The organism is Viridibacillus sp. NPDC096237 (assembly GCF_050278625.1).
Classification (GTDB): Bacteria; Bacillota; Bacilli; order Bacillales_A; family Planococcaceae; genus Viridibacillus.
Genome location: NZ_JBNNTI010000003.1, coordinates 12,842 through 36,046, shown reverse-complemented (window position 1 = coordinate 36,046; position 23,205 = coordinate 12,842). Strand labels below are relative to the sequence as shown.

Sequence of the window (23,205 nt, the reverse complement as noted above, 5' to 3'; positions counted from 1 at the left end):
CTGGAGGGCTCGAATCAAAAGCATCACTCCAGCTTTTGTCCGAGAGACCGAAGTGACCAGAGCAGCTGGCGTGTGAAGCTGGATATCTCACTTAAGGAAGGCAACCTAAGATCGCGACGTCCTGTCGCAACGGTTGCATGACCAACATCCTGTTGGCCCAAGGCGCTCGTTTAGACTCGACTGGCGTTGGAGGGCTCGAACACAAGACGCTTTTTGTCTTGTGCGAGAGACCGAAACGATCTGAGAGTCTAGCGCCTGAAGCTGGATAACTTTCTTATGGAGGGCAACCTAAGAACGCCACGTCCTGTCGCAACGACTGTGTGCCCCGCATCGTGCGGGCCGCCTAACTAAAAAAAGCACAAAAAAGTACGTTGCGAACGCAACGTACTTTTCTTATAGAACCTCACTTAATTTAGCCAATACATGATCCATATAGGATGTATTATGCTCAACAAAATCAGCGTATGTAGCATTTTTCACAAGAGAAACTTTCTCTCCGCATTCAATTATTTCAAAACCTTCGACATATAAGGTACTACACTTACCTGAGTAGAAATCGCACACTGTTCCAAGCTCTGCTCGAACGATGCCAGCAACTTCTTCCTCTTGCAATTGGAATCCAGCAAAGTCTGTATCACTGAATACATAGTACACATGTGCAAATTCCATATCAATCATCGGAGGCTGTTGGATACGTGTTTTAAATACTCCGAGCTTTTTTATATCATTAACCGTAAGTGTCAGACCAAGCTCTTCCTGTAATTCACGAATACCATCCTCAGCTCGCTCACTCGCTAGTAAATGCCCAGCAGCTGTAATATCAAACTGACTTGCATAATCTTTCTTACAAGTACTTCTGAGTTGAAAATAAAGATAAAACTGACCTTCTATCTCACTAACAAGCCAGCAATGGAACGTCTCATGCCATAAACCTTTTGCATGAACCTCTGCTCTAGTTGCCTCACCGATATGTTCATGGTTTTTATTAAATATCCTTAATAGTTCACTATCCATTGCAATCACCTAAACATTTTTCGTGGCGGCTGAACGAATCGCTTTTCTATGTTCATAAATATTTTTTACAATTACTTTCCCAACAGCATAAGCTGGTACACCTAATAAAATCCCTAGGAATCCAGCTATGTTACCCGCGGCTAAAATAATCGTAATTACAGTGAGTGGGTGAATATCTAGTGATTTCCCCATAACATTTGGTGTAATTAAATTACTATCAATTTGTTGTGCGACTAATGTGACTACGCACACCCAAATGGCAAGCTTTGGATCTTGTAAAAAGCCGATTATTAGAGCTGGTACGAAAGCAATCCACGGCCCAATGAATGGAATAACATTCATAAAAAATGCAAAACCGACTAATAACAACGCGTAATCTAATCCAATAATTAAATAACCGATATACATCATAGTTGCTAATAACAAACTGATTAGCAACTGTCCTTGAATATACGAACGAAGTACATCGTCTATATCTGCCAATGTTTTCTTAACCCATTCACGACGATTCCCAGAAAACAGTTTATATATTGATGGTGCAAATTTCTCGTGATCCTTTAACATGAAGATAAAGAAGAAAGGCACCAATATTAAGATAAATGCCCATGATATAATGGTTTGAATTAGTTGCACCAAAAATACGCTTGTCATAACTGCGTACTTTTGAATAGAATTCGCGACCATATCAATGGAGTCATTTACTTGCTTTGGGAAATTAACCTTATTGTCTAAGAAATAATCTGTTATATTTGTAATCTCGTGCGCTAGGGTAGGTGCACTCTTTACTAAATTGTTCGCCTGCTCTGAAACAGAAGGGCCAATCAATGAGACAAAGCCCCCAAGCGCTCCAATTAATGCAACAATAATCGTTAAAATACTCCCCCAACGTGGAAATTTACGTTTCTCTAAAAACCGCTGTACGGGTTCTGTTATGTAATATAAAATTCCGCCAAGTAAAAGCGGTGTGAAAATTGCGCTCGCAATAATAATCACTGGATAAAACAAATGTTGAATTTCTAAAAAATACTTAACTATTAATAAAGCGAGTAATAAACCCACGCCAGCTTGAAACCATAATTTTTTCGTCACAAAAATTCACTTCCTTATCGCCTAAAAGGCCCATTTTATCATTAAGTATACGATATCTTATACTGGAAATGAAATCTAACAATTACAATAAAAAATACAGTAATACAATAATTCTAAAAAAATTAAGTAATTTCAGAGACATTGGTTGATTTTCCAGTTGGGTGTTGTTACGTTATTTAGTAGAACTTTACATAAAGGTGATGGTGTAATGAAAAACAATTGGGCTCATGTAGCCAAGAAATATTTACTACATCCATATACTCTCATTCTCATCGTATTACTTGTGAAAATAATCGCATTTCGTACGGTGATTTTCCACAACCGCTCTATAACACAAATTGTGTTAATAGAGTATCCAATGTGGGCTTTGGCACTGACACTTGTCGTCGTGTTATTTAAAAAGCGCACGTGGCTTGCTATATGGATTTTTAACGCTATTTTATCTACATTATTTATCGTCATACTGTATTACTCTCGGTATTTTTCAACATTACCTTCATATTATGACGTCAAGCAAGTTTACCAATCTCATTCGGTCGGAGGAACTGTTGCCTTACTTGGCACCCCCTATGACTATCTATTTTTCTTAGATATTATTCTAGTACTTCCATTGATTCACTATTTCACAAAAGACAAACTGTCACTACACTATAACGGAGCTAGAAAAGGGCTACTTGCCCTCACGTGTATTTGTGTCATAACGACAGCACTTGCATTTAGACAACCACTTATTGATGTATCTTATTTCGCCAAAGAAAACGGTTATTTGCAATCACAGATTGTTCAACTCTATGCACGGAGCTTTGGTATCGCACTCGCTACTAAAGAAAAACTAAGCGATGCCGATCTTGAAAAACTAAAAGGCAATGACTATGTCCCATTTAACAAACACAATACATTTGGAGTTGCCAAAAACCGCAACGTCTTTGTAATTCAAGTAGAATCATTACAAAACTTTGTTATTAATCTTAATATTAATGGACAAGAAATTACCCCTAATCTTAATAGATTATTAGGAGATAGTGCATATTTCAATAATGTTTACCAACAAATTGGTGCGGGCAACACTTCAGATGCAGAATGGGTTATGCATACAGGACTTTATCCCGAAGGTATGGATCCTACTGTTAACTTGTTAAAAGATACTGAAGTTGCCTCCTTGCCACGAATGCTAAGTTCTAAAGGTTATGGTACAGCGACATTTCATGCAGATGATATATCGTATTGGAACCGCAATAAGCTATATCCCGCACTTGGTTTTGAGCATATTTATACTTCTGAGGATATTCCAGAACAGCAAATTATCGGATTTGGTCCTGCAGATGAAGTAACATTCCATTTTGCTGAATCCCAAATTCAAAGCTTGGTACGTCAATACAGGAAAATTTATGCCAATATCATTACTCTAACTAGCCATACACCATTTAGAATGCCGGAAGAGTATAAATATCTAGAATTACCAACAAACTTTAATGACACTTATGTCGGGGACTATTTACAATCAGTTCGTTATACAGATAGGCAAATTGGACAGTTTGTTGCTAATCTAAAGCGTTTAGGACTGTATGATAATTCTGTTATTCTCATTTACGGTGATCATTCTGGCTTACATGGAAAACCTGTTACAGAAGAAGACCAAGTACTATTGGAAGATTTGCTTGGTCACCCTTACAATTTCAATGATAGATTCATTATACCTGTTCTATTTACGGCACCTGGTATTTTTGACAGTGAGCAAATTACACATCTTGGTGGACAAACAGATTTAATGCCTACACTTTTGAATTTACTAGGCATTGAACCTGCTTCACAGCTCATAGGACACAACTTATTCCAATATGAACATAATCTACTCGGTATGCGCTATTACTTGCCAGGGGGCTCTTATATAAGTGATCACACGATGTATATCGCACCTAGCGCTCAACACCCCGCCTCATTGTTAACACGGGAAACAATGAAAAAGGCAAAACTCACGAATCGTTCACAGAAAAACATTAATAATACGTTATCAATTATGCAATATTCCGATCAACTACGTCGAGAGCAAATCGGACAATAAGAAAAAGGCCTTATTGAATATCAAATTCAATAAGGCTTTCTTTATGCATATATAACTCTTTCCTTTAACTTTTCGCTACAACACTCTTATTCATTTCTAATAAAGTAAATTATATACTTATATAACGTAAGTGAAAGGTTTACTGAATATCATTTACAATTTGTCATCCTCAACTGTATTTAGGTATTCTTCAATCGAATCAATTACAGATTCAACACAACCTTTTTCAAATGGTGATACTAAATTCGCTTCCGCTACAAGTTTAGTGAAAGATTGTGAACCTCCTAATTGGCAAAGGTGGATATAATCTGCCCATGCTTCCTCATGATTCTCTCTTGAACGTTTCCAAAATTGGAATGCACAAATTTGCGCTAGCGTGTAATCAATATAGTAGAACGGGCTAGCATAAATATGAGCTTGACGCTGCCAGAAACCACCTTGCTCTACATACTCAATTCCATCATAATCACGGTGAGGTAAGTAAATTCCCTCTATTTTCTTCCATGCTGCTTTTCGTTCTGCTGGTGTCATTTCAGGGTTTTCATAAACAACATGTTGGAACTCATCTACTGCTACACCATATGGTAAGAATAATAATGCACCGCTTAGATGAGCGAATTTGTATTTCTCTGTATCTTCTTTGAAGAATAGCTCCATCCATGGCCATGTGAAGAATTCCATACTCATAGAATGGATTTCACAAGATTCAAATGTAGGCCAAATATATTCTGGGATTCCAATATTACGGCTCGTATATACTTGGAAAGCGTGGCCTGCTTCATGTGTTAGCACATCAATATCACCAGAAGTACCATTAAAGTTAGAGAAAATGAACGGTGATTCGTAATCATCGATAAATGTACAGTAACCGCCCCCTTCTTTCCCTTTCTTAGCTACTAAATCCATCAAATCATTATCAATCATAAAATTGAAGAATTCTGAAGTTTCAGGGGATAACTCTTCATACATTTTTTTACCGTTATCTACAATCCATTCAGGTGTTCCCTTAGGTGTTGCGTTACCTGTTAAGAAATTTAATCCTTCGTCTTGGTATTTTAATTTATCTACACCAATACGGTTCGCTTGGCGTTCATATAATTTATTCGCTACAGGAACAATATAGTCTCGTACTTGATCACGGAACTTTTTTACCATTTCAGCGTTATAGTCAATACGATTCATTTGAATATAACCTAGTTCAACAAAGTTTTTATAGCCTAATTTCACAGCCATTTCATGGCGTACTTTTACGAGTTGATCGTATATTTCATCAAATTTCGCTTCATTTTCCTTAAAGAAACCAAAGCTTGCTTCTTTTGCTTTTTTACGAGTGTCAGCGTTTGTCGATTCTCCATAAGGACCTAATTGTGCAAGCGTTAATACTTCACCGTTAAAGTCAATTTGAGCTGAAGCTACTAATTTAGAATACTCCGAAGTTAGTTTGTTCTCTTTTTGCATCAATGAAATGAGCTCTGGTGAGAACGATTTAATTTGGAATTCAGCTAAATCAAATAGCTGTTCTCCCCATTTCTCTTGCAATTCTTGTTTAAATGCTGAAGTTGTTAGTGCCTTATAGTACTCAGTGATTAGATCATCCATCTCTGGACTAATTTCATCAAAGTAATCTCGTTCTTTTTGATAAAAGTCATTGTTCGTATCGATAGAAGCACGAATTTCTACTAAAGTAGATTGCGTAGAAAAACTATTACGCAAATTATTAATAGCACCGATAACCGAACTCTGTTCTTCTACTGTTTGAGCAGCTTTAAATTCCTCTAATAGTTTGTGAAACTTAGCTTTAGTAGCAACTAAATCAGGTTGGTTATATTCATAGTCTTTAAAAGTTGTCATATGTATCCTTCTCTCCCTTATCTTTCGATAGTCGAAACGTTAAGTTTATTGTTCAATATTTTCAGAAATATTGCAACTATTATTGTCGCAATTAGTTAAAAAAATGGTATTAAATTACTTATTTAAAATACTCCGTCTAAAAGACTTATGTTTTAGCTCATTTTGTGCTAACCTATTTTCATGCCTAATTATAAAGTGAGGTGCTTTACATTGATAGGTCGTAACGATCCTTGTCCATGTGGCAGTGGTAAAAAATACAAAAAATGTTGTGGTAAAAATGCAGTAGGAGATATTTCGACACTTGTAAGTGAAGATATCGATCGCATCGTAGAAGGTTTTGTAAAAGAATCCTTTAATACAGCTGACTATCATGCATTAGAAAAACGCAATCATCAATGGCAAAACGCATTAAATGATGCATTTGCAGACAGCTTAATAGATACAATTGCTATGGAAACATATATTTATATTGATCGCCCAAATTTGTGGAGAAACTATTTAAATAAACAATTAGCACAACCTATTCGTCCTCAAGTAAAAGATATTTTATCAGCTTGGTTAACACCAGCCTTCTTACTTGCAAAAGTTGAGTCGCAAAATGGCGAATTAATTACTCTAATAGATGAAGTATCTAATAAACGTTATTTGATGACCGGCTCACCATCTAAGAAATTTAGCGGGAACTGGTTATTCGGTATTTTCATGCCGGATAAACGTAAAGGTGAAAATGGCTTAACTGCAACAAGTAGCGTTATTTTCATTCCAAATAACAAAGTTAACATTACACAAGCTTTACGTAATAAGCTTGAAAGTAACGTCACTGATTCATTTGAATTGTATAAAACGTTCCTAGAAGCTGTTGCCCCAGCGATTCAATCAGAAGTGGCAGCTACTGTAGTGGAAGAAGTACCTGTAACGAAAGCTGTTGAGGAAGCGAAAACAGTAACAGAAAGTGAACTATCGCCTTTCCAAACTGAAATTCTTGAACTAGTACAGCAATACGTAACTGAACACAATCTATCTGCAGATGCATTCACTGCCTTACTACAACAATATTTAGAACAAAACACAGTAAAAGCTAAAAAAGCAAATACGGTTGCTGCAGGTGCAGTACTTGCTGGACAAGCTGCTGCTATCATTCCTGAAGGCGGTTTAGTTAAAGTCAAAGATGTTGCAGCATACTACGAAGTATCCGCTTCATCTGTGTCAAAATATCGCGATCAAATTAGCGAATTTTTAGCACAATAATAAAAAGGCGATCCATTTATGGACCGCCTTTTTATTTATTCTAACGCTCGAATGAACTCCTGTAATAACGGTACATCGTCAGAATACGACATCGTTAAAGTCGAAAGCTCTTCTCTTTTTTTCCACGCAATTTCATATATTAAATTGTCGGGATCTGCAATAACTTGTTCTCCACCTATAATTTCCACATGAAAATAATGTACATCAATCTCAATACCTAGCGCTTTAAGTTCGTTTGACTTCGTATAAAGTTCTCTTACCACTTTTACTTCATAACCAGTCTCCTCAAAAAATTCTCGACGACAGCACTCCTCAAACGTTTCATTACCTTCGACACCACCACTAGGTACTGTCCACTTCTTCTCTTCACCTGGTGCGGCTTGAAGTACCATCAGTACTTCTCCACTGTCATTTAGACAAACTCCTGCTGCACCTTGCCATTTATAAATACTCACTTAAAAGCCTCCTATTAACTACTCCCCTAATATATACGATTTTACTAATGCAAAACGTTCACGGAAGTGTACCTTTGCCTCAATAATTTTCGGCGTTTTTGCTGCAACGACATCCACTTTAAGATCCAATCGATCAGCAAGCATCTTGGCTCTTTCTAAATGATAATCGCTTGAAATGATTGTTAGAGAACTAATATCCATATTCAATAACTCTAAAGAATAAACAATATTCTCATAGGTAGTTTTTGCTTTTTCCTCTATTATAATACGGTCAGGGCTTAAACCATGCTCTACTAGATATGCTTGCATAACAGACCCTTCCGTAGCATCTTCATCTGGCCCCTGCCCACCTGAAACAATCAATTTGACGTGAGGATATTGGTTTGCATATTGTAGTGCAGCATCTAAACGATATGAAAGCGATTTTGAAGGTACGCCCCCCTTCTTCACTTTTGCACCTAGCACCAGTGCATACTCATTCGAGCCATCCGCTATCGGCTCTGCTCCTTCTGAAAGCCATCTAGTTGTCACAACCCAAAACGCTACACTAGCTACGACAACAATGCCTCCTCCAATCATGAGAAGCCTCCTCATTAAACGTTTCAAAATACCAACCTCTTCCACTTTTTATTTATAAACGATAAAGATGGTGGAAAAGATTCACAGACGAAAACATTATAAATCTTTCTCTAATATTATTTTATGTGTACCCTTTTTACTTTTAAATGTTTCGATTACATTAAAACCATACTTAATATTAAGTATAAGCATTGCTCGGCGGTGATTTCTCCCAATTGTACGAATCCTTTTATATCCACTCTCCTGTACTATGTTATGTTGTAGCTCCATTAAACGAGAAGCTATTCCTTGGCCACGGTAATCGTAATGAACCCCACCGAGCCAACTATAAAATTTTCCTTCTTCTATCTCATACCCTAATTTAAAGCCAGCTAACCTAGCGTTATCTATAGCGACACAGCAAAGCAGTTGAGGCTTCTCCTTCAACTCACTCACCTCAAGCTCCGCTCCTTCAAACACATACTTATGAAGCTCTTGTATACCTATGACTAGCTCTTCATTAGAAACTCCCTTGAAATATGTATAATTCATTTTCCTCTCTCCTTCTAATCATCCGTAAAAAGTTCATGCAAGATAGCTTCACGATTATCTAAAAAACGCTTTGTTAAAATATAATGCAATGTTTCCTCATAACGTACTTCTTGAATAGGTTGACTATCAAAATCATAAATAGCCGCTCCTGGATAACCGAGTAAAATAGGTGAATGTGTCGCAATAATGAACTGTGCTTCTTGCTCCAGGTCTTTCATAATACGCATTAAAGATAATTGTCTAGCAGGCGATAATGCTGCTTCGGGCTCATCTAATAAATAAATAGCTTTTTTACCGAAGCGATTTTTGAAAAGTGATAAAAACGCCTCTCCATGTGATTGTTGATGTAATGACTTCCCGCCATATGCCATTAAATGATCGGAGTCGGAATCAATATGTGATGCAAATTGATAAAACGTCTCTGCTCGGAGAAAAAAACCATTCATCACTTTTGGTGACCATGACAAACGTAAATGATTACCTAATACAGATTCTGCAGCATGGACCTCATATAGATTGTTGCGGCTACCACCTGCTGTATTAAACTCGCATTTATCAGCGATACCCTCTAATAATGTCGATTTTCCAGAACCATTTTCACCGACTAAAAAAGTTACATTTTGCGTAAATTCTAATGTTTCAAGTGATTGCAAAGAAGGAATATTGAAAGGGTACTCATGTAAATTTTCAAAACCTTCTCTTAATAAAGTTACTTTCTTTAGAAACATGTCATTTTCCTCCTTCAGAACATTTTCATAATTATATTAAAGATACCCTAAGAACTATGAATGCTCCAAGGGAATTTAAATACTATCTATGAATAATAATTAAAATCTGCTTTCAATGGATTCAAAAGGAATTCATTCTCAAAAAAAGACTAGCCCATTGAATGTAGACTAGTCTTCTTTCCACCTATCTCAACTTCTTTTGTTTTCTCTTTTAACCCTAAAAATCAAAAGTCCAATCAGCAGGAGTAATCCCGCAAATCCAACTATCCACCATTTTGAAACTGAGGTATTACTTATCTCAGGTTCACCTTGAACATTTAGTTGATTATTTGCTTTCACGTATTCAGCATTAGTAAAAAACTGCTTGTTACTAGATTGTACGACTACCGTTGCCAATTTATCTGTGTTTATCATTTCATCAAGAAATTTATTCTCCATAAAACCTGGAGTAGACCCTTGTTGATCAATGACAAGAATTGAATTATTACCTTGACTCCAAGGATTTTTTTGAATCCAGCTAAATTGTTCAGCTGTTTCTGAAACAAAACCTTCATCAGTTAATACAGCCCTATCTCCCTTATAAGTAACTATTAAATCATTTACCTTTTTTTGTAGTAAAGGTTGTTCTAGAGGCCCTCCGATAAATATAACATTCGCTTTTTCAACATCTTTAACCGTTACTTGATCCGCCGCTTTTAATTGTATAGTAGGATGTTGAGCGCCTTGTAAAATTGCATTATATAACTTTTCTAATTGCTCATCTGCAACATCTGTTTTTTGAGGTAATACAACAATCGGCATCCCCTCATTACTTACAAAAGGATAAGGAAACGCAGCAAATGTTGTCATCGTTGACTCATTGGCATTTTGCATTGCAGGAAATGTAAAAGAGCTCTCTTTCTCAATATAAACCCAACGTTTCTCATCTGTTTCTTTACAAGCATCGTTCACATTTAAGCCGGTAGTTTGGAATTGCAAATCAAGCAAACGATTGTCCTTTATAACTTTAGCATCAATTGGTACTGTCACAGTGTAAGTACCATCCTTACCTTCCCCTAATGTCCGTAGATTAACTGAATGAGGTATATTATTTACACTTATGATTAGCTCGATATTCGGATCATTATCTATTTCCGTTTGCTCTTTTAATGATGTGATACTTTCTGATTTCTTCAATTTCAAATTTAGTGTAAATGCTTTATTTAATGGCGTATTAGCTGAAACGTAGTAATAATAATGCGCGCTATTAATACTTTGACTATCAAGCGTAATATTCTCTGCACCAAATTGTTCTAAGGTAGCACTTCCACTCTGTATCGGTTGCAGCTGTTTTGGTAATTCCTTTACTGACAAATCATAGCCACTCAGTTGTTTTGAAAATTGCGGATTAGTTAAAACAACGATTCTTTCTTCTAAATCAGTTGCAGTGTTTGCTGTTACAAACATTGCTGAATTTTGTTGCTGTCCTTGTTTTAACGTACGAATGGATAAGTTAAGTGCATCTGCGGTTTGCTTCATCTTAGCATCTTGCCATAGTTTTTTAATAGTTGAATTTGAGAATTCAGAGGGTACACCGATAAATACTACATTCTGATTCAATTCTTTTATTTTAGACTCTCGAGTAATTTTTACTGCGTTTTTTCGACCTGACTGATTTGCTAAAAAACTAGTCAGCTGAAGTGCGCTATTCAATGTGCTTGTTGAAGCCTTATCCGGCATAACAATATAGACAGGTTGTTCCTCAGTTCCTACAAAATTAGCGGGATACTCCCCTAACGTAACATCTGATTTTTTTACTAGACCACTTAACTGATAATATGAATTAATGTTAAGTGTAAGCCAATTAGCTGAGGTTCCTTGCTTAACGCATATACCTTCTTTTAATACACCATAATATTTAACAGTGACAGCGTGAATACCTTCTTTTAAAGCATCACCTTTAAGAGGAATAATCATTTCACGTACAGGTTTGTCCCCATGAATCGCGATTGATTTGAGCATCTTAGTATCCACACTAACTGATAGTGATGATGGCGCAATCAATAATTCTGAATTTTCGGTATTCAGTACAATTTCACTTTCTTTTTCTTTTGCATCTGCTACTAATTCATAGTAGAAAGTGACCTCTCCTGCTGGGCCATTTAGCGTAATGGGCGCATTGGTAATCGGTTGACGTGGGTTCGTATCTTTAACATTATTCACCTTTAATCCGTTTACTGAAATTGTAGTACTAGCCTCACTCTTTATAGGAGTAATTGCAACTAAAATTATGCATAATAAACCCGCTATTAATAACTGATATTGCTTCATTTTTTTTCCCCTTTATCTTTTTGTTCAAAGCGCTCTGTTTTATACCATTTCACTTCTTGTTTAAATAACACCCTTTTCATTTCTAGATATAATGAATAAACAACTAGTACAATCCACATTTGTGAATACGTAAAGTACATTAATATTACATAAAAGAAATTTGTTCGATTCATCTCAGCTTTTTCTATACTCAGCGTTATCATTACCTCAGCTAAGAATAGCAGAAATGCTAGAACCCATAGAGCAATGGCTACATTACCAATTGAGAGATTTAAATCATAGAAGAGATTAATGATAAAAAGAGTATTTGATAAAATAACACCGAAAAAGAATAGGAAGTACGTAAAGAAAAAATAAAATAAATCAAAAATAATACTTTTACGTTTCAACTTAGAAAATTGTCCCAAGAACTTAAGAACAACATATTGATTTCCTCTTGCCCAGCGAGTTCTTTGCTTCCACCAAACATTTAGTGTTTCAGGTTCTTGCTCCCATGTTATAGCCTTAGGGAAAAATCGAATATGGTAACCTTTGTTGTAAACACGAATTGTTAGCTCAGTATCCTCGGCTAACGCTTTAACATCCCAGCCACCAAGTTCTTCTACAATACTTCTTCGAATAGCAAAGTTAGTCCCCGGAATAGTTGCCACTTTGAACCATTTAAATCGACCACCTTGCGCCATCCATTGAAAACAAATCGTTTCAATATTTATAAAACGAGTAAGCCATGTTTTAGCTGCATTGATAACTCGAAATTTACCGACAACTGCCGCTGCTTTTGGATCATTTACTAATCCCATGACTAGATACCACACCGACATTTTCTCCGGTGTATTATCAGCATCATAAACAACAATTACATCACTAGATGATTTTCTTAATGCTTCATTTAATGCTGAAGATTTGCCCTTCCCCTTATTTGGAGGCTCTGTTTCAATAACCCGAATAAAGGGGTACCTTTCTGTAAATTGCCTAGCAATTTCACCTGTTCTATCAGAAGAATTATCATTTATAACTATTACTTCGAGTTTCTCTTTTGGATAGTGTAACCGCGACATTGCTTGTAAAGTTTGCCCAATTACAACCTCTTCGTTATGTGCCGGTATAAAAACACTTACCGTCGGCAGATCAACCATTTGCTTTTCCCATTTAGGAATAACACGCTCAAATGTCCTAAAATGAAGATAACCGCCTTGCATTAAAAACATATGGTACAAAAGCATAATCCATATTAAAAATAACGCAATGTAAAATAATATATTAGCCATTAAAATTTCGCTCCTCAAACAATCGTTTTCGCAGCTTTGTACGTAAGCTAACAACATAAATAAAGAATGCTATTACAAATAATGCGACGATAATTGCTAAAATCCATAACACCATTTCAAATGGATTTTCTACCATTCTTTGCTTCACCTTGTCTGTCCATTTAATGTGAGAGACTACTTTTAACTCTCCATTTTCCTTTTGTTGAATCATGATTTTATTAGACCGAACAGTTTGGTTCGTTTTTCGTAAGTCGAGCCATTCTATATTAGGTACTGCTTCCATTAACCTCACCATTTCCGGTAAATATTCCATCCCAAGATAAGGATGATAAAACCCACCAATAACCGAACCAGGAACTTGTTGCACTTTTTTTATATTTTCTTCTATAGTTTTTAATGGGTCCGACAAACTAGGATCAATAAAACCAATTGTCTCAGGATATAAAGTCATATCTTTTAACAAAGCAGGCTTGCTGATCATCAACGGAGAGCCCATCCTCTTCCATGTATCATCTGATAATTGAATTTGCCCAAATATGGATGAAAATTGTTTTGCAATGGCTTTATATCCTTCGGAGCTCATAGCATAGTGCGGCGCTTCAAAGGATATCGGGTACAATTGCAACTCAGTTAATTTTTCAACCGAGCTCTTCACCTTATCTTCAATATATTGCTTCTCTATTACATCAATAGATTCAATATATTGTTGAAATGCTTTTTCTGTTGTAAAATCAGCTCTTTTTCTTAATTTTTTTGGTTCTTCTTCAGCATTAATGGATGAAATTTTTTGGTTATTTATAGAATCCCAAAATTCGAAACCTTCTCCTGTTTCTGCATCGCGATACGTATGTGTATAGCCATGCGCGATTACCATTCCTCCTAATTTTTGTAAATAACGCAATACTTTAACGAGTTCTTTTTTATCCTCCAATTGAACTTGTTCTCCTGTCTCACTATTAACATAGACAGGTATAATAGCCATATAAAAAGGAATCTCCTTTTCTGCCAAATATTCCCCAATTTCTTTCACAAGCTTCGGGTCTGAAATAGGGGAAATGTCCTCTAAACGGATATATGCCATATGATTTAAGGGGGCTGACAAATCAAGTATGTTAAATAATTCTCGTGATAAAATATAATTGTCATTGGACATAAAGTTTGATTTCGCAATAAAAGACGTATTTCCGTCTTTCACAATAACAGGATATTTAGCATCTAAATTAGTACCTTCAACTAGTACATCGCTGCCCATTGGTGGCTTTACATATTCTATATTCGTTAGCTTTGAAAGAGGCTCTCCATCCAAAGTACGTAAAGATTGAACACCCATAAATCCCCATTTCTCAAAACGAGGTAGTTGCTCAGCATTTTTCCCGAAAACGATTAAATGACCATTAAATTTATTTACTGCCTTTAAAAATTCTGTTGGTAACTTGCCTCTATCCTCTCCTACAAATACCATAACATCTGTATCTTTTATGATTTCTGACGTTACTTGTTGTACACTCATTAACTGGATTTGGTCAGTTATTCCCGCAAAAATGGCTTCAAGCAGAATAGTATCAGAATTGGCAATACCATTTGCTGATTGATAAGCCATTACTATAGTAGGTTTCTTCTGTTCTGTTTGGGCTTTAGCGAATACAGGTATGCTTTGAATACATATAACAATTAAAATGGATATCCCTAAAAATAATTGTTTATAATTCATGAGAAACCATCTCACTTTCAACCCTACTTACAATTTCTTTAAATGATATAACTGTTCTTGGCTCATATACAAAATAACCAGTACGGAATGTCAAAGTTACATATTTGCCACTTAATAACTGATGCGTTTTAATCTTGCTAGCCAGTTTATCAATTACTAAGTCAATTGAATTACCACCTGTTTCCGTCAATAGAATAGCAAAACGATCTGTATCATACCTAAACTTTTTATCTGTCAAACGCATTGCCTTATCCATCGTTTGAGCTAATTCCTGAAGTAAATGCTTCGTTTCTTTATCACCATAAAGTCTATTGAAATCTTTTAAGTGGTCAATTTGTAATAGAATTAAAGTAAAAGATTTACCATAACGGTCTACACGCATCATTTCTTCTTTTATCGCTATTCCCATTCGATAGTTGTTATCAAAGCCTGTTTCAACATCGACTGCTACAAAATTGCGCACTTCTTCTTGTAAACGCTGATTAATCTTTTCCTGGGCAATAATTATTTCTTGCAGACGCCCTGCAATTAATACTAAAACAATCAGCATTAGCCCATACACCAAAAACAGCTGTACCGGCATTGTAAAGCTAATTGCAATTGCACTATTAGTAAAATTAAAATAAAGCAAAACACTACCAATAATAAAAATATAAATTAAACTAAAAACCAAACCCGTTACTGTTCCCAAAAATAAGCTCACAATAATTAATATGATGAGAAAAATATATAAAAGAATTCCTTCTCGTTCATAATCCAACATGAAATAAGAAGGAATTTGCAGTAACAAAATAAGGATCGTAATAAGGATCAACGATTGTTTATTTATGTTTAAAAACCGCCCCATTCAGTCCCTTCCTTTCTGCAATTAATGGCAATAAGTTATCAAATGCATGTGTTTCTTGCGTGTATACATCAATGTACCCACCGTAATATTCCTGTTTTTTATTTCTTTGTTGTAAAACCTGCATTCTATTATAAAGTTGCTGCGCAAACTTTTTATCACCACGTTCTAATGAAAATAAGATGCCCAATGCATAAACGGAAGCAGCTTCATAATTTACAGTTGGCCTAAGTGTCTCTGCATCATAACGGCCAAATAGTTTTCCTCCATTTGTATCAAAAGTGATTTTCAAGTATTTCATTAGCTTGTCCGTGTTGCCCTGCCATTGTGCCAAATGGAATCCAACATATAACTGATCTATTAAATTGATTTCTTCATCATAATAATAAGTGGCCTTTTGCACGTCGTAATATTTTGGATAGAAGCCATTCTTAGAAAGCGGGGCCGTTAATAGTAAATTACGATTTGCTTCATAAACATCAAAAGATATTAATCCTGCACTTTTCAAATGTTCAAATCCAGATGGAATGATATAACTAAGAGTTACTTCATCACTCTGTTTCTTACTTTCCAAATCTACGTAATCAACCATTAGCTTATTTCTCATTTGGATACTAACAAAACTTTCCCCTATTTGTTGAGCCAGTTTTGTATACTTTGGATTTTTCCATTTCTCACCTGCATTAAACAAAGCATCTACAATGCGTAAATCATCAATAGCAGCGTTAACAGCGGCTTTCTCTTCTCCATTTAGCTCCCAAGCAATTAAATTATCTTTAGTTAAAAAATAATAACGGAGTACTTCAACTTGATTGTGAAACTGATTAAAGCTATCTCTTTCTACCAAATATTGCATCCACAATCCTACTGATTCAGATAAATAATTATTAGTTCGATTTGTAAAATTGGTTTGTATGCGGCCATTCTCTTGGATGAGATACTTTTGGATAAATTCTTCTGTTTCAACTTTAGCTAACTCCGCTTGGAGCATTTTTATTTGCTTATCAGATTGTTCAAATGAAGAACACGAGGTTAAAAAAAATGGAGAAAATAGCAATAGCATTGTTAGGATTCTCATATATAATACCCTTCCTATCAGGTCTACTGGTTAGCCAAAATTAGGTAAACTAAATACCGCGTGTATCAATTTCCCTTTTATAGCTTCATTAAACATCTGTCGAATTTTCCTTAATGCTAATATCTTGAAATAATGTACGACACTTGCCCTTAAAGGTTCCTTTTCACTTAATTTTTTACCTTTATTATCTATTATTGTTACTGAGTTTATATTGATTAATTAAAAACAATATATCTAAACAGAGAAAATATTATCGATTTTTAAAAACAAAAATAATACATTAGTATTTTTGACCTTGTTATTATCATATTTTCGCAATTTTCTATACTTCTTAATTCCATTTTACTGTTTTGCACCTTATTTTTACAATGTAAAAATGAGGAATATACGATTATGTTCGAAGTAATTTTTTATGATATTTTGCAATAATCCACTTTATTTAATACAACAAATTATTTCCCCTATCTAGAATGACTGGTTTTTTACTTAAAAACATATAAATACAACTTCTATCTTTGTATAAAAAAAGCATCTCTAAGTCGAAGGTAACTTATGAGATACTTCTTAGTTTATATTTTTGTTTAACGCTGCTCTATTCCACTCAGGCGTATATTCAGATGTACACCCTTTCGGTACTGGCCCTTAGTTGTGCCCGCTCCGAATTGACTTTCTCCGGCACCTTGTTTGATATAAGCTCGGCGAGATTTTTCGCTTCCTAATTCTTTTAACGCTTCAAAGACTCCTTGCACCGCCAATATTATCAACTTATAGAGTAAATAAAAAGCCAGTGGCGAAATTGCCACTGGCTTTAGGTTGTTCAGTTCATAAATTGCATTTCTTGAACCGAGGATCCTCAGCTGTTAAAGTTCAACATTGTGATAAACTTGTTGAACATCGTCAAGATCTTCTAGTGCATCAATTAGTTTTTCGAATTTTGCTAGGTCTTCGCCTTCAAGTTGGATTTCAGTTTGTGGAAGCATTGTTAATTCTGCTACTGTGAATTCTGTAATACCTTGAGCTTTTAAAGCTTCTTGGACTGCGTTGAATTGAGATGGTTCAGCATAAATAATTGTTGCTTCACCTTCATCAAATACGTCACGTACATCAACATCCGCTTCGATTAGCATTTCAAGAACTTCCTCAGCTTCTTTTCCTTCGATACCGAATACAGCTGTAGGGTCGAACATATAAGCTACAGAACCGCTGACACCCATGTTCCCGTTGTTTTTACCGTATGTAGCACGTACATCTGCAGCAGTACGGTTAACGTTATTTGTTAAAGCGTCAACGATGACCATTGAGCCATTTGGTCCGAAACCTTCGTAACGGAGTTCGTCGAAGTTTTCGTCCCCTCCACCTTTAGCTTTATCAATTGCACGATCAATAATATGTTTTGGTACACTGTATGTTTTTGCACGTTCTAAAACAACTTTTAATGCACCGTTAGATTCTGGATTAGGTTCCCCTTGTTTAGCAGCTACATAAATTTCACGTCCAAATTTAGCGTTAATACGGCTTGTGCTTTGGTCTTTAGCAGCTTTTTTCTCTTTAATATTGTTCCACTTACGTCCCATGTATTTTCACTCTCTTTCAAATAGTCTACATATAAATGACGCGTAGGCGTTTCCTTTTGCCCACTTGAGGATAAGCCATTAATTTACTGTAGTATTATACACTATTTTCATAGCAATTAATATATTCGTCAAATGCGAAAAAGAGGCTAAAATAGTCTTCTTTCTTATTTTTCAGCGTTTTATACCTTTTTCTAGTTCCTATAAGTTTTTAGCATTGAAAGTATTGGAAAACCATATCCAAATAAAAATATAAGCTACTCTATGCATCTCTTTTAAAATGGCAGGGTAGCTTATACTTTTTTATCTCAATGAGTTTTTTTAGTGTTAGATTTCAGTTTAACGCCTATATGTCTCAATTTATTCGTTAGACCAAACATGCTCGGTATAAATATTGGCATCAATAGTAAACCCATTAAGACAAGTCCTACTATGACAACTAGTGCTACTTGAATCAAAGTTAAAATGCCTGAAGGAATCAGCGCTGCAAATGTACCACCTAAAATAATAGCTGCTGATAATACAACTGCTCCCATATTTTTTGCAGCTTCTATAATGGCTTCACTCGATTTCTGTTCAAGCTCGTTGTATCGCATCATCAGAAAGATACTATAATCTACTCCTAATGAAATCAACATAATGAAACCAAAGAAAGGGACATTCCAGCTTAGAGTATCAATATCTAAAATGTATTTACTAATTAATTCGCTAATTCCAAGTGATGAATAATAAGCAATAATTAATGAAGCGATAATAATTATAGATTTCCAAAAAGAACGTGTAATGATGACTAGTACAATTCCGATACCGACAAGCATAATGATAATAGTCCTCGTAAAATCACTACTTGAAATATCTTGCAAGTCTAGATTCTGGGAAGATTTACCACCGACAGCGATTTTTGTATCTTTCAATTCCCCCGTTTTTGAAACTGATTCAATCCGTTCATTGATTTTCTCAACGATGTGCATCGCTTCTTTTGAATATGGATTAACATCAAGAACGACCATTAATCTTGTCAATTTTCGATTTTCCGACATGTACATAGCCAAGCTTTTTTGGAAATCTTCACCTTCTAATACATTCTTAGGCACAAAGAATTTTGCAGTTGAATTTGAATTACTAACATTCCCTAAATAATTTTGTGCATTTGCTAGACCAGTACTAACTTCATCTAAACCATCAGTGCTATCTAAAAGACCCTTTTGCAAAACTTTCATATGATTTTGTAAATCTGAAAGCCCTGACTTCAATTGTTCCTGACCATTATTAATTTGGGTTAGTCCTGTTTGTAACTGCGGTAGATTACTAGTAATTTGCCTAGAACCAGCCTCTCCCTTATCTAACCCGGTTTTTAATTCCCCTGCTCCATTTTGAAGTTGCTTCACTCCCTGTTCAACATATGTTAAGCCGTTATTAATCTTTGATAATGAAGTATTCGCTTTATTAAATGAATCCATTGCATTTTTGTACTGTGGCTCAATTCTATTCATTTGATTTTTTAATATTGTGAGCTCTAGTTGGCCTGCTCGTGCTATGTGTAAGGTTGTTCTTATATTTTTATCATTTTCTAATTCAGGGTTTGATTTAATCAAAGCTCTCATAGAGATTTCAATCTGTGTATACCCTTGTCTAGCACCACTAATCGCGTCACTCAATGATGAAAAATATTGTGAAAATGTATTCATACCTTTATATATCTCTGCGTAACCATCCTGTAATTGCTTGGAACCATCGGACAACTTCTCAATATTACTATTTAATTCATGAAGACCTGTTTGGATTTGACCTGCTCCTGTTACTCCATGTTGGAAGCCATTCGTTACTTTTTCCATAGCAGAATTCAAAGCCAACATACCTGATTTTACTTCTGTCGTACCATCAATCAACTTTTGAACATTTTCAATTCCATTATCATTGGCTTTACTAATCCTATCCTCAGCTGTTGATAAACCATCATGAATTGCACCTATACCCTCTTTTGCATTTCCTAACCCGCTATTAACTTGATCAGTTTGACGATTCAAGTAAAGCTCCTTTACCCGGTTTCCTTCAGGTCTAGTTGATGAGTATACTTTTGAGACTCCATTTATTTCTGCAATAGATTGGGTCAATTCATCGAGTGCTTGTAGAAATTTTTGGTTATCTAAGGTCTCTCTTCCTTTAATAACGATATTAGTTGGAGATGAGAAACCTGATGGGAAGTGCTCTTCAATAACTTTAATTCCTTGCTTGGATTCATAGCTATCAGAAATCTCCAGTAAGTCATTGTAATTCAATTCTCCTGAGTATTTCAGTATAAAAGGTGTACATATAACGGCTACTAAAAGCAACCATAAAATGGGTCTTAAATAAGCATGCTTCGCTAAAATTGACCATAATCTACTGTTACCCTGTCCTTCGAAATTTCTAATTGGCCAGAACATTTTTTTACCTAAGAAAACCATAAAGAATGGATTCAACGTGACAAGGACAAGTAATAATCCCCCCACACCTACTGCTACGAGTGAACTTGCCTTGTATAAAGGGAAATCTGAAAGGCTTAATGCTATAAAACCTATAAAGACAGCCGCTCCACTATAAAGGACAGTTTTTCCAGCCGTTTTATAGGTTGCTTTTACAGCTACTAAATTATCTCTTGTATCTCTAAGTTCTTTTTTAAATCGTGTGTACAGTAAGATGTTGTAATCTGTGCCGATGCCAAATAGCGCTACAACTAGGAATACTTGCGTGAAATTGGAGAATGGAAAATTCCACTTATCCACTAAATGTGCGATAATTCCTAAAGACACGATATACGCTATACCGACTGTTACTAAAGAAATCAGTGGAACTATCGGTGAACGGAAAACTAGAATTAATACAACTATGATGAAAACAATGGCAATAACTTCTGTCTTCTTAACACCTTCTTGTGTAGATTTTGCAAAATCGCTAATTACCAAGTCGTTTCCGGTTAAATATGCATTTACATTTTTCATTTGAAAATATGTATTTAATTCTTTAACAATGTTAGAAAGTTCGCCTTGCTTTTTATCGATAGAAAATTGCGTCAAAATAGTTGTCCCATCTTCTGAAACAAGTTGCGATTTCAGTTCTTTACTGTCTGTATGTGCCATTATAGCTGTAATACCTAAATCATCTTCATGATTTTTTAAACTAGCAACTACTTTATGAATTTCTTCTAATTGATCGACAGATAATTTTTTATCCGTATCACTATGGAAGACTGCGGTGAGATAATAGTGTTCACCACTATTATCATTCATTTCTTTCATCATCTCAGTTGCAATTCCACTTTGTACTGTATTACCTATATTTATACGCCCTTTTTCCTTAACAAGCCTGTCCATATTGGGCATTGTTAAAACCATGACTATCGTTATGACTAACCATGCTACTAATGCTACCGACCTAACATTTATAAACTTCTTCAACCTTTTACACCTCTTATTCTAAAAAACTACATTTTATTAACCACTCGCTTGTTTCCACTTTCTTTACCCAGCTTTTTCACTACCGTTTTTAATGTATATTCCATATCTATTATAATTATTTGATACATACAAATATATATAAATAGTTTTTTATTATTTTTTAAAGGAATTTCTTTAAAAAGTCCATAAAATGAATTTTTGCCTTGGCTTTTTCTTCGATGCCGTTAATTTCCGTTCCGGCGGACGCTTTCCTAGGGACGAACCTTGAGCCTCCTCGTCGCTAACGCTCCTGCGGGGTCTTAAGATGTTCGCTAGTTCCCCAAGGATTCGCCGCCTGTACTGCAATCAACTAGTTTTATCGTTTTTCTGAGTGTTTCATTCTTTCTGTTTCACACCTGCCCCTTTAAAGATGGCTGTTATAAAGACGGTGCCAAAAGCAAAACGTATTCAGTTTCCATAAAATCAACCGAACATGAAGAGCAAGCAGCTTTTAAGAAACGGAAAAATTCAAAGACTTCCAATATTTGCGGTAAATTTGAAACGTATCTTGAAGCTATTAAATGAAGAATAAGGGAAAAACCAAAAAACACCGGCACGTTCTGTTCAAAATCGAACAAAAAGTGCCGGTGTTTCTATTGAAGAACATTACATTTTAAAAACGTAAATTTTCCAGTGCCTTCCTTTGATAGTTTAATAAAACAATTTACATCCAAAATAATTTATTACTATTTCTTTACTTAGATATTGATATAGGGAAAAACTTAAGCTTTACTTCTCCCTTCACTGCTTTTTTCGAAATAAAGCCATATTCCCTACTATCTGAGCTTTCCAAACGATTATCTCCAAGAACAAAATAGCTATTGGCAGGTACTATTTTTTCATCAGTCAATTCTTCTAATGTAAAATCATATGTAAATTGGCCTTCCAATAAATTTTCTTTCTTCGCATCTAAATAAGGTTCATCATATGCTTTGCCATTTATGTAAAGAATGTCATCTTTCATTGCCACATGATCACCGGGTAAGCCAATTACCCTTTTTATATATTTCTCATCTGAGTCTGGCGCATCAAATACAATAATATCAAACCTTTCAATACGGCTTAATTTACTTACTAACACTTTATTGTCATCGACATATGTTGGCTCCATTGACTCTCCCTTAACTGTAATAGGCGCAATTAAAAACTGGCGACAAACAACAGCGATAATTACAGCAATGAGAATGGGACGTAACCATGAAAGTAGCTCTCTCTTTTGACTTTTTTCCACTTAAATTCTCCCCTTACTAAAGATATTTCATTTTAGCTTAACATTAGTTATATTATCCCATCTACCATCTCATTAACGCAATTTTTTCACAACAACTATTTTGAAAACAACTATTAAATCCTTTTTTGTACGTAATTAAACCTAAAAAAGCACCATATC

17 protein-coding genes and 1 pseudogene are annotated in these 23,205 nt (G+C 35.3%); 3 read left to right on the top strand and 15 right to left on the bottom strand.

What is annotated here, in order from left to right:
- Positions 1 to 393: 393 nt before the first annotated feature.
- Positions 394 to 1,014: an NUDIX hydrolase gene (locus ACQKMD_RS03970; RefSeq protein ID WP_427749679.1), complete on the bottom strand. Its 621-nt coding sequence runs from the start codon at positions 1,012 to 1,014 to the stop codon at positions 394 to 396.
- A gap of 9 nt (positions 1,015 to 1,023) precedes the next feature.
- Positions 1,024 to 2,103, bottom strand: coding sequence for an AI-2E family transporter (locus tag ACQKMD_RS03965; protein WP_427749677.1), 1,080 nt, complete (start codon positions 2,101 to 2,103; stop codon positions 1,024 to 1,026).
- 208 nt (positions 2,104 to 2,311) lie between these two features.
- On the opposite strand from ACQKMD_RS03965, the gene ACQKMD_RS03960 reads away from it, so the two are divergent.
- A complete protein-coding gene (locus ACQKMD_RS03960; RefSeq protein ID WP_427749676.1) occupies positions 2,312 to 4,165 on the top strand; it encodes an LTA synthase family protein in 1,854 nt (617 codons plus the stop codon).
- 153 nt (positions 4,166 to 4,318) lie between these two features.
- Here the strand turns inward: ACQKMD_RS03960 and ACQKMD_RS03955 are convergent, their stop codons facing one another.
- Positions 4,319 to 6,016, bottom strand: coding sequence for a M3 family oligoendopeptidase (locus ACQKMD_RS03955; RefSeq protein ID WP_427749674.1), 1,698 nt, complete (start codon positions 6,014 to 6,016; stop codon positions 4,319 to 4,321).
- Positions 6,017 to 6,226: 210 nt separating this feature from the next.
- Between ACQKMD_RS03955 and ACQKMD_RS03950 the strand changes: the two genes are divergently transcribed.
- Positions 6,227 to 7,264 (top strand): SEC-C metal-binding domain-containing protein, encoded by a 1,038-nt coding sequence (locus ACQKMD_RS03950; protein WP_427749672.1) that lies wholly within the window; start codon positions 6,227 to 6,229, stop codon positions 7,262 to 7,264.
- Positions 7,265 to 7,299: 35 nt separating this feature from the next.
- Here ACQKMD_RS03950 and ACQKMD_RS03945 read toward each other — a convergent pair whose 3' ends face one another.
- The 11 genes from ACQKMD_RS03945 to ACQKMD_RS03895 all read right to left on the bottom strand — a co-directional run bounded on the left by ACQKMD_RS03945 (position 7,300) and on the right by ACQKMD_RS03895 (position 21,776).
- Positions 7,300 to 7,713 (bottom strand): NUDIX hydrolase, encoded by a 414-nt coding sequence (locus tag ACQKMD_RS03945; protein WP_427749867.1) that lies wholly within the window; start codon positions 7,711 to 7,713, stop codon positions 7,300 to 7,302.
- A gap of 24 nt (positions 7,714 to 7,737) precedes the next feature.
- Positions 7,738 to 8,298, bottom strand: coding sequence for a YdcF family protein (locus tag ACQKMD_RS03940; RefSeq protein ID WP_427749670.1), 561 nt, complete (start codon positions 8,296 to 8,298; stop codon positions 7,738 to 7,740).
- A 96-nt stretch (positions 8,299 to 8,394) separates the two neighbouring features.
- Positions 8,395 to 8,829 carry a GNAT family N-acetyltransferase gene (locus ACQKMD_RS03935; protein ID WP_427749668.1) on the bottom strand — a complete coding sequence of 145 codons (435 nt, stop codon included), beginning with the start codon at positions 8,827 to 8,829 and terminating at the stop codon, positions 8,395 to 8,397.
- Between the two features lie 14 nt (positions 8,830 to 8,843).
- Positions 8,844 to 9,557 carry an AAA family ATPase gene (locus ACQKMD_RS03930; protein WP_427749666.1) on the bottom strand — a complete coding sequence of 238 codons (714 nt, stop codon included), beginning with the start codon at positions 9,555 to 9,557 and terminating at the stop codon, positions 8,844 to 8,846.
- 189 nt (positions 9,558 to 9,746) lie between these two features.
- Positions 9,747 to 11,867, bottom strand: coding sequence for a hypothetical protein (locus ACQKMD_RS03925; RefSeq protein ID WP_427749664.1), 2,121 nt, complete (start codon positions 11,865 to 11,867; stop codon positions 9,747 to 9,749).
- Positions 11,864 to 13,135 (bottom strand): glycosyltransferase family 2 protein, encoded by a 1,272-nt coding sequence (locus tag ACQKMD_RS03920; protein ID WP_427749662.1) that lies wholly within the window; start codon positions 13,133 to 13,135, stop codon positions 11,864 to 11,866. The genes ACQKMD_RS03925 and ACQKMD_RS03920 overlap by 4 nt, the downstream gene beginning before the upstream one ends.
- The gene (locus ACQKMD_RS03915) at positions 13,128 to 14,846 is read right to left on the bottom strand and encodes a DUF2334 domain-containing protein (RefSeq protein WP_427749660.1); all 1,719 of its coding nucleotides are present in this window, start codon (positions 14,844 to 14,846) and stop codon (positions 13,128 to 13,130) included. Before ACQKMD_RS03915 ends, ACQKMD_RS03920 begins: the two co-directional genes overlap by 8 nt.
- Positions 14,836 to 15,693: a diguanylate cyclase domain-containing protein gene (locus ACQKMD_RS03910; protein WP_427749658.1), complete on the bottom strand. Its 858-nt coding sequence runs from the start codon at positions 15,691 to 15,693 to the stop codon at positions 14,836 to 14,838. Before ACQKMD_RS03910 ends, ACQKMD_RS03915 begins: the two co-directional genes overlap by 11 nt.
- Positions 15,668 to 16,768, bottom strand: coding sequence for a glycosyl hydrolase family 8 (locus ACQKMD_RS03905; protein ID WP_427749656.1), 1,101 nt, complete (start codon positions 16,766 to 16,768; stop codon positions 15,668 to 15,670). Before ACQKMD_RS03905 ends, ACQKMD_RS03910 begins: the two co-directional genes overlap by 26 nt.
- A gap of 860 nt (positions 16,769 to 17,628) precedes the next feature.
- Positions 17,629 to 18,342: a YebC/PmpR family DNA-binding transcriptional regulator gene (locus ACQKMD_RS03900; protein WP_427749654.1), complete on the bottom strand. Its 714-nt coding sequence runs from the start codon at positions 18,340 to 18,342 to the stop codon at positions 17,629 to 17,631.
- A 305-nt stretch (positions 18,343 to 18,647) separates the two neighbouring features.
- The gene (locus ACQKMD_RS03895; protein WP_427749653.1) at positions 18,648 to 21,776 is read right to left on the bottom strand and encodes an MMPL family transporter; all 3,129 of its coding nucleotides are present in this window, start codon (positions 21,774 to 21,776) and stop codon (positions 18,648 to 18,650) included.
- 396 nt (positions 21,777 to 22,172) lie between these two features.
- Here ACQKMD_RS03895 and ACQKMD_RS03890 point away from each other — a divergent pair.
- Positions 22,173 to 22,347, top strand: a pseudogene (locus ACQKMD_RS03890) (IS5/IS1182 family transposase); the annotation flags it as partial.
- 162 nt (positions 22,348 to 22,509) lie between these two features.
- Here the strand turns inward: ACQKMD_RS03890 and lepB are convergent.
- Positions 22,510 to 23,046, bottom strand: coding sequence for a signal peptidase I (lepB, locus tag ACQKMD_RS03885; RefSeq protein WP_427749651.1), 537 nt, complete (start codon positions 23,044 to 23,046; stop codon positions 22,510 to 22,512).
- Positions 23,047 to 23,205 lie beyond the last annotated feature (159 nt).

Coding starts and splice junctions, on each gene's coding strand:
- ACQKMD_RS03970 (WP_427749679.1), bottom strand. CDS start 1,014: ATGGATAGTGAACTATTAAGGATATTTAATAAAAACCATGAACATATC.
- ACQKMD_RS03960 (WP_427749676.1), top strand. CDS start 2,312: ATGAAAAACAATTGGGCTCATGTAGCCAAGAAATATTTACTACATCCA.
- ACQKMD_RS03955 (WP_427749674.1), bottom strand. CDS start 6,016: ATGACAACTTTTAAAGACTATGAATATAACCAACCTGATTTAGTTGCT.
- ACQKMD_RS03940 (WP_427749670.1), bottom strand. CDS start 8,298: ATGATTGGAGGAGGCATTGTTGTCGTAGCTAGTGTAGCGTTTTGGGTT.
- ACQKMD_RS03935 (WP_427749668.1), bottom strand. CDS start 8,829: ATGAATTATACATATTTCAAGGGAGTTTCTAATGAAGAGCTAGTCATA.
- ACQKMD_RS03930 (WP_427749666.1), bottom strand. CDS start 9,557: ATGTTTCTAAAGAAAGTAACTTTATTAAGAGAAGGTTTTGAAAATTTA.
- ACQKMD_RS03925 (WP_427749664.1), bottom strand. CDS start 11,867: ATGAAGCAATATCAGTTATTAATAGCGGGTTTATTATGCATAATTTTA.
- ACQKMD_RS03920 (WP_427749662.1), bottom strand. CDS start 13,135: ATGGCTAATATATTATTTTACATTGCGTTATTTTTAATATGGATTATG.
- ACQKMD_RS03915 (WP_427749660.1), bottom strand. CDS start 14,846: ATGAATTATAAACAATTATTTTTAGGGATATCCATTTTAATTGTTATA.
- ACQKMD_RS03910 (WP_427749658.1), bottom strand. CDS start 15,693: ATGGGGCGGTTTTTAAACATAAATAAACAATCGTTGATCCTTATTACG.
- ACQKMD_RS03905 (WP_427749656.1), bottom strand. CDS start 16,768: ATGAGAATCCTAACAATGCTATTGCTATTTTCTCCATTTTTTTTAACC.
- ACQKMD_RS03900 (WP_427749654.1), bottom strand. CDS start 18,342: ATGGGACGTAAGTGGAACAATATTAAAGAGAAAAAAGCTGCTAAAGAC.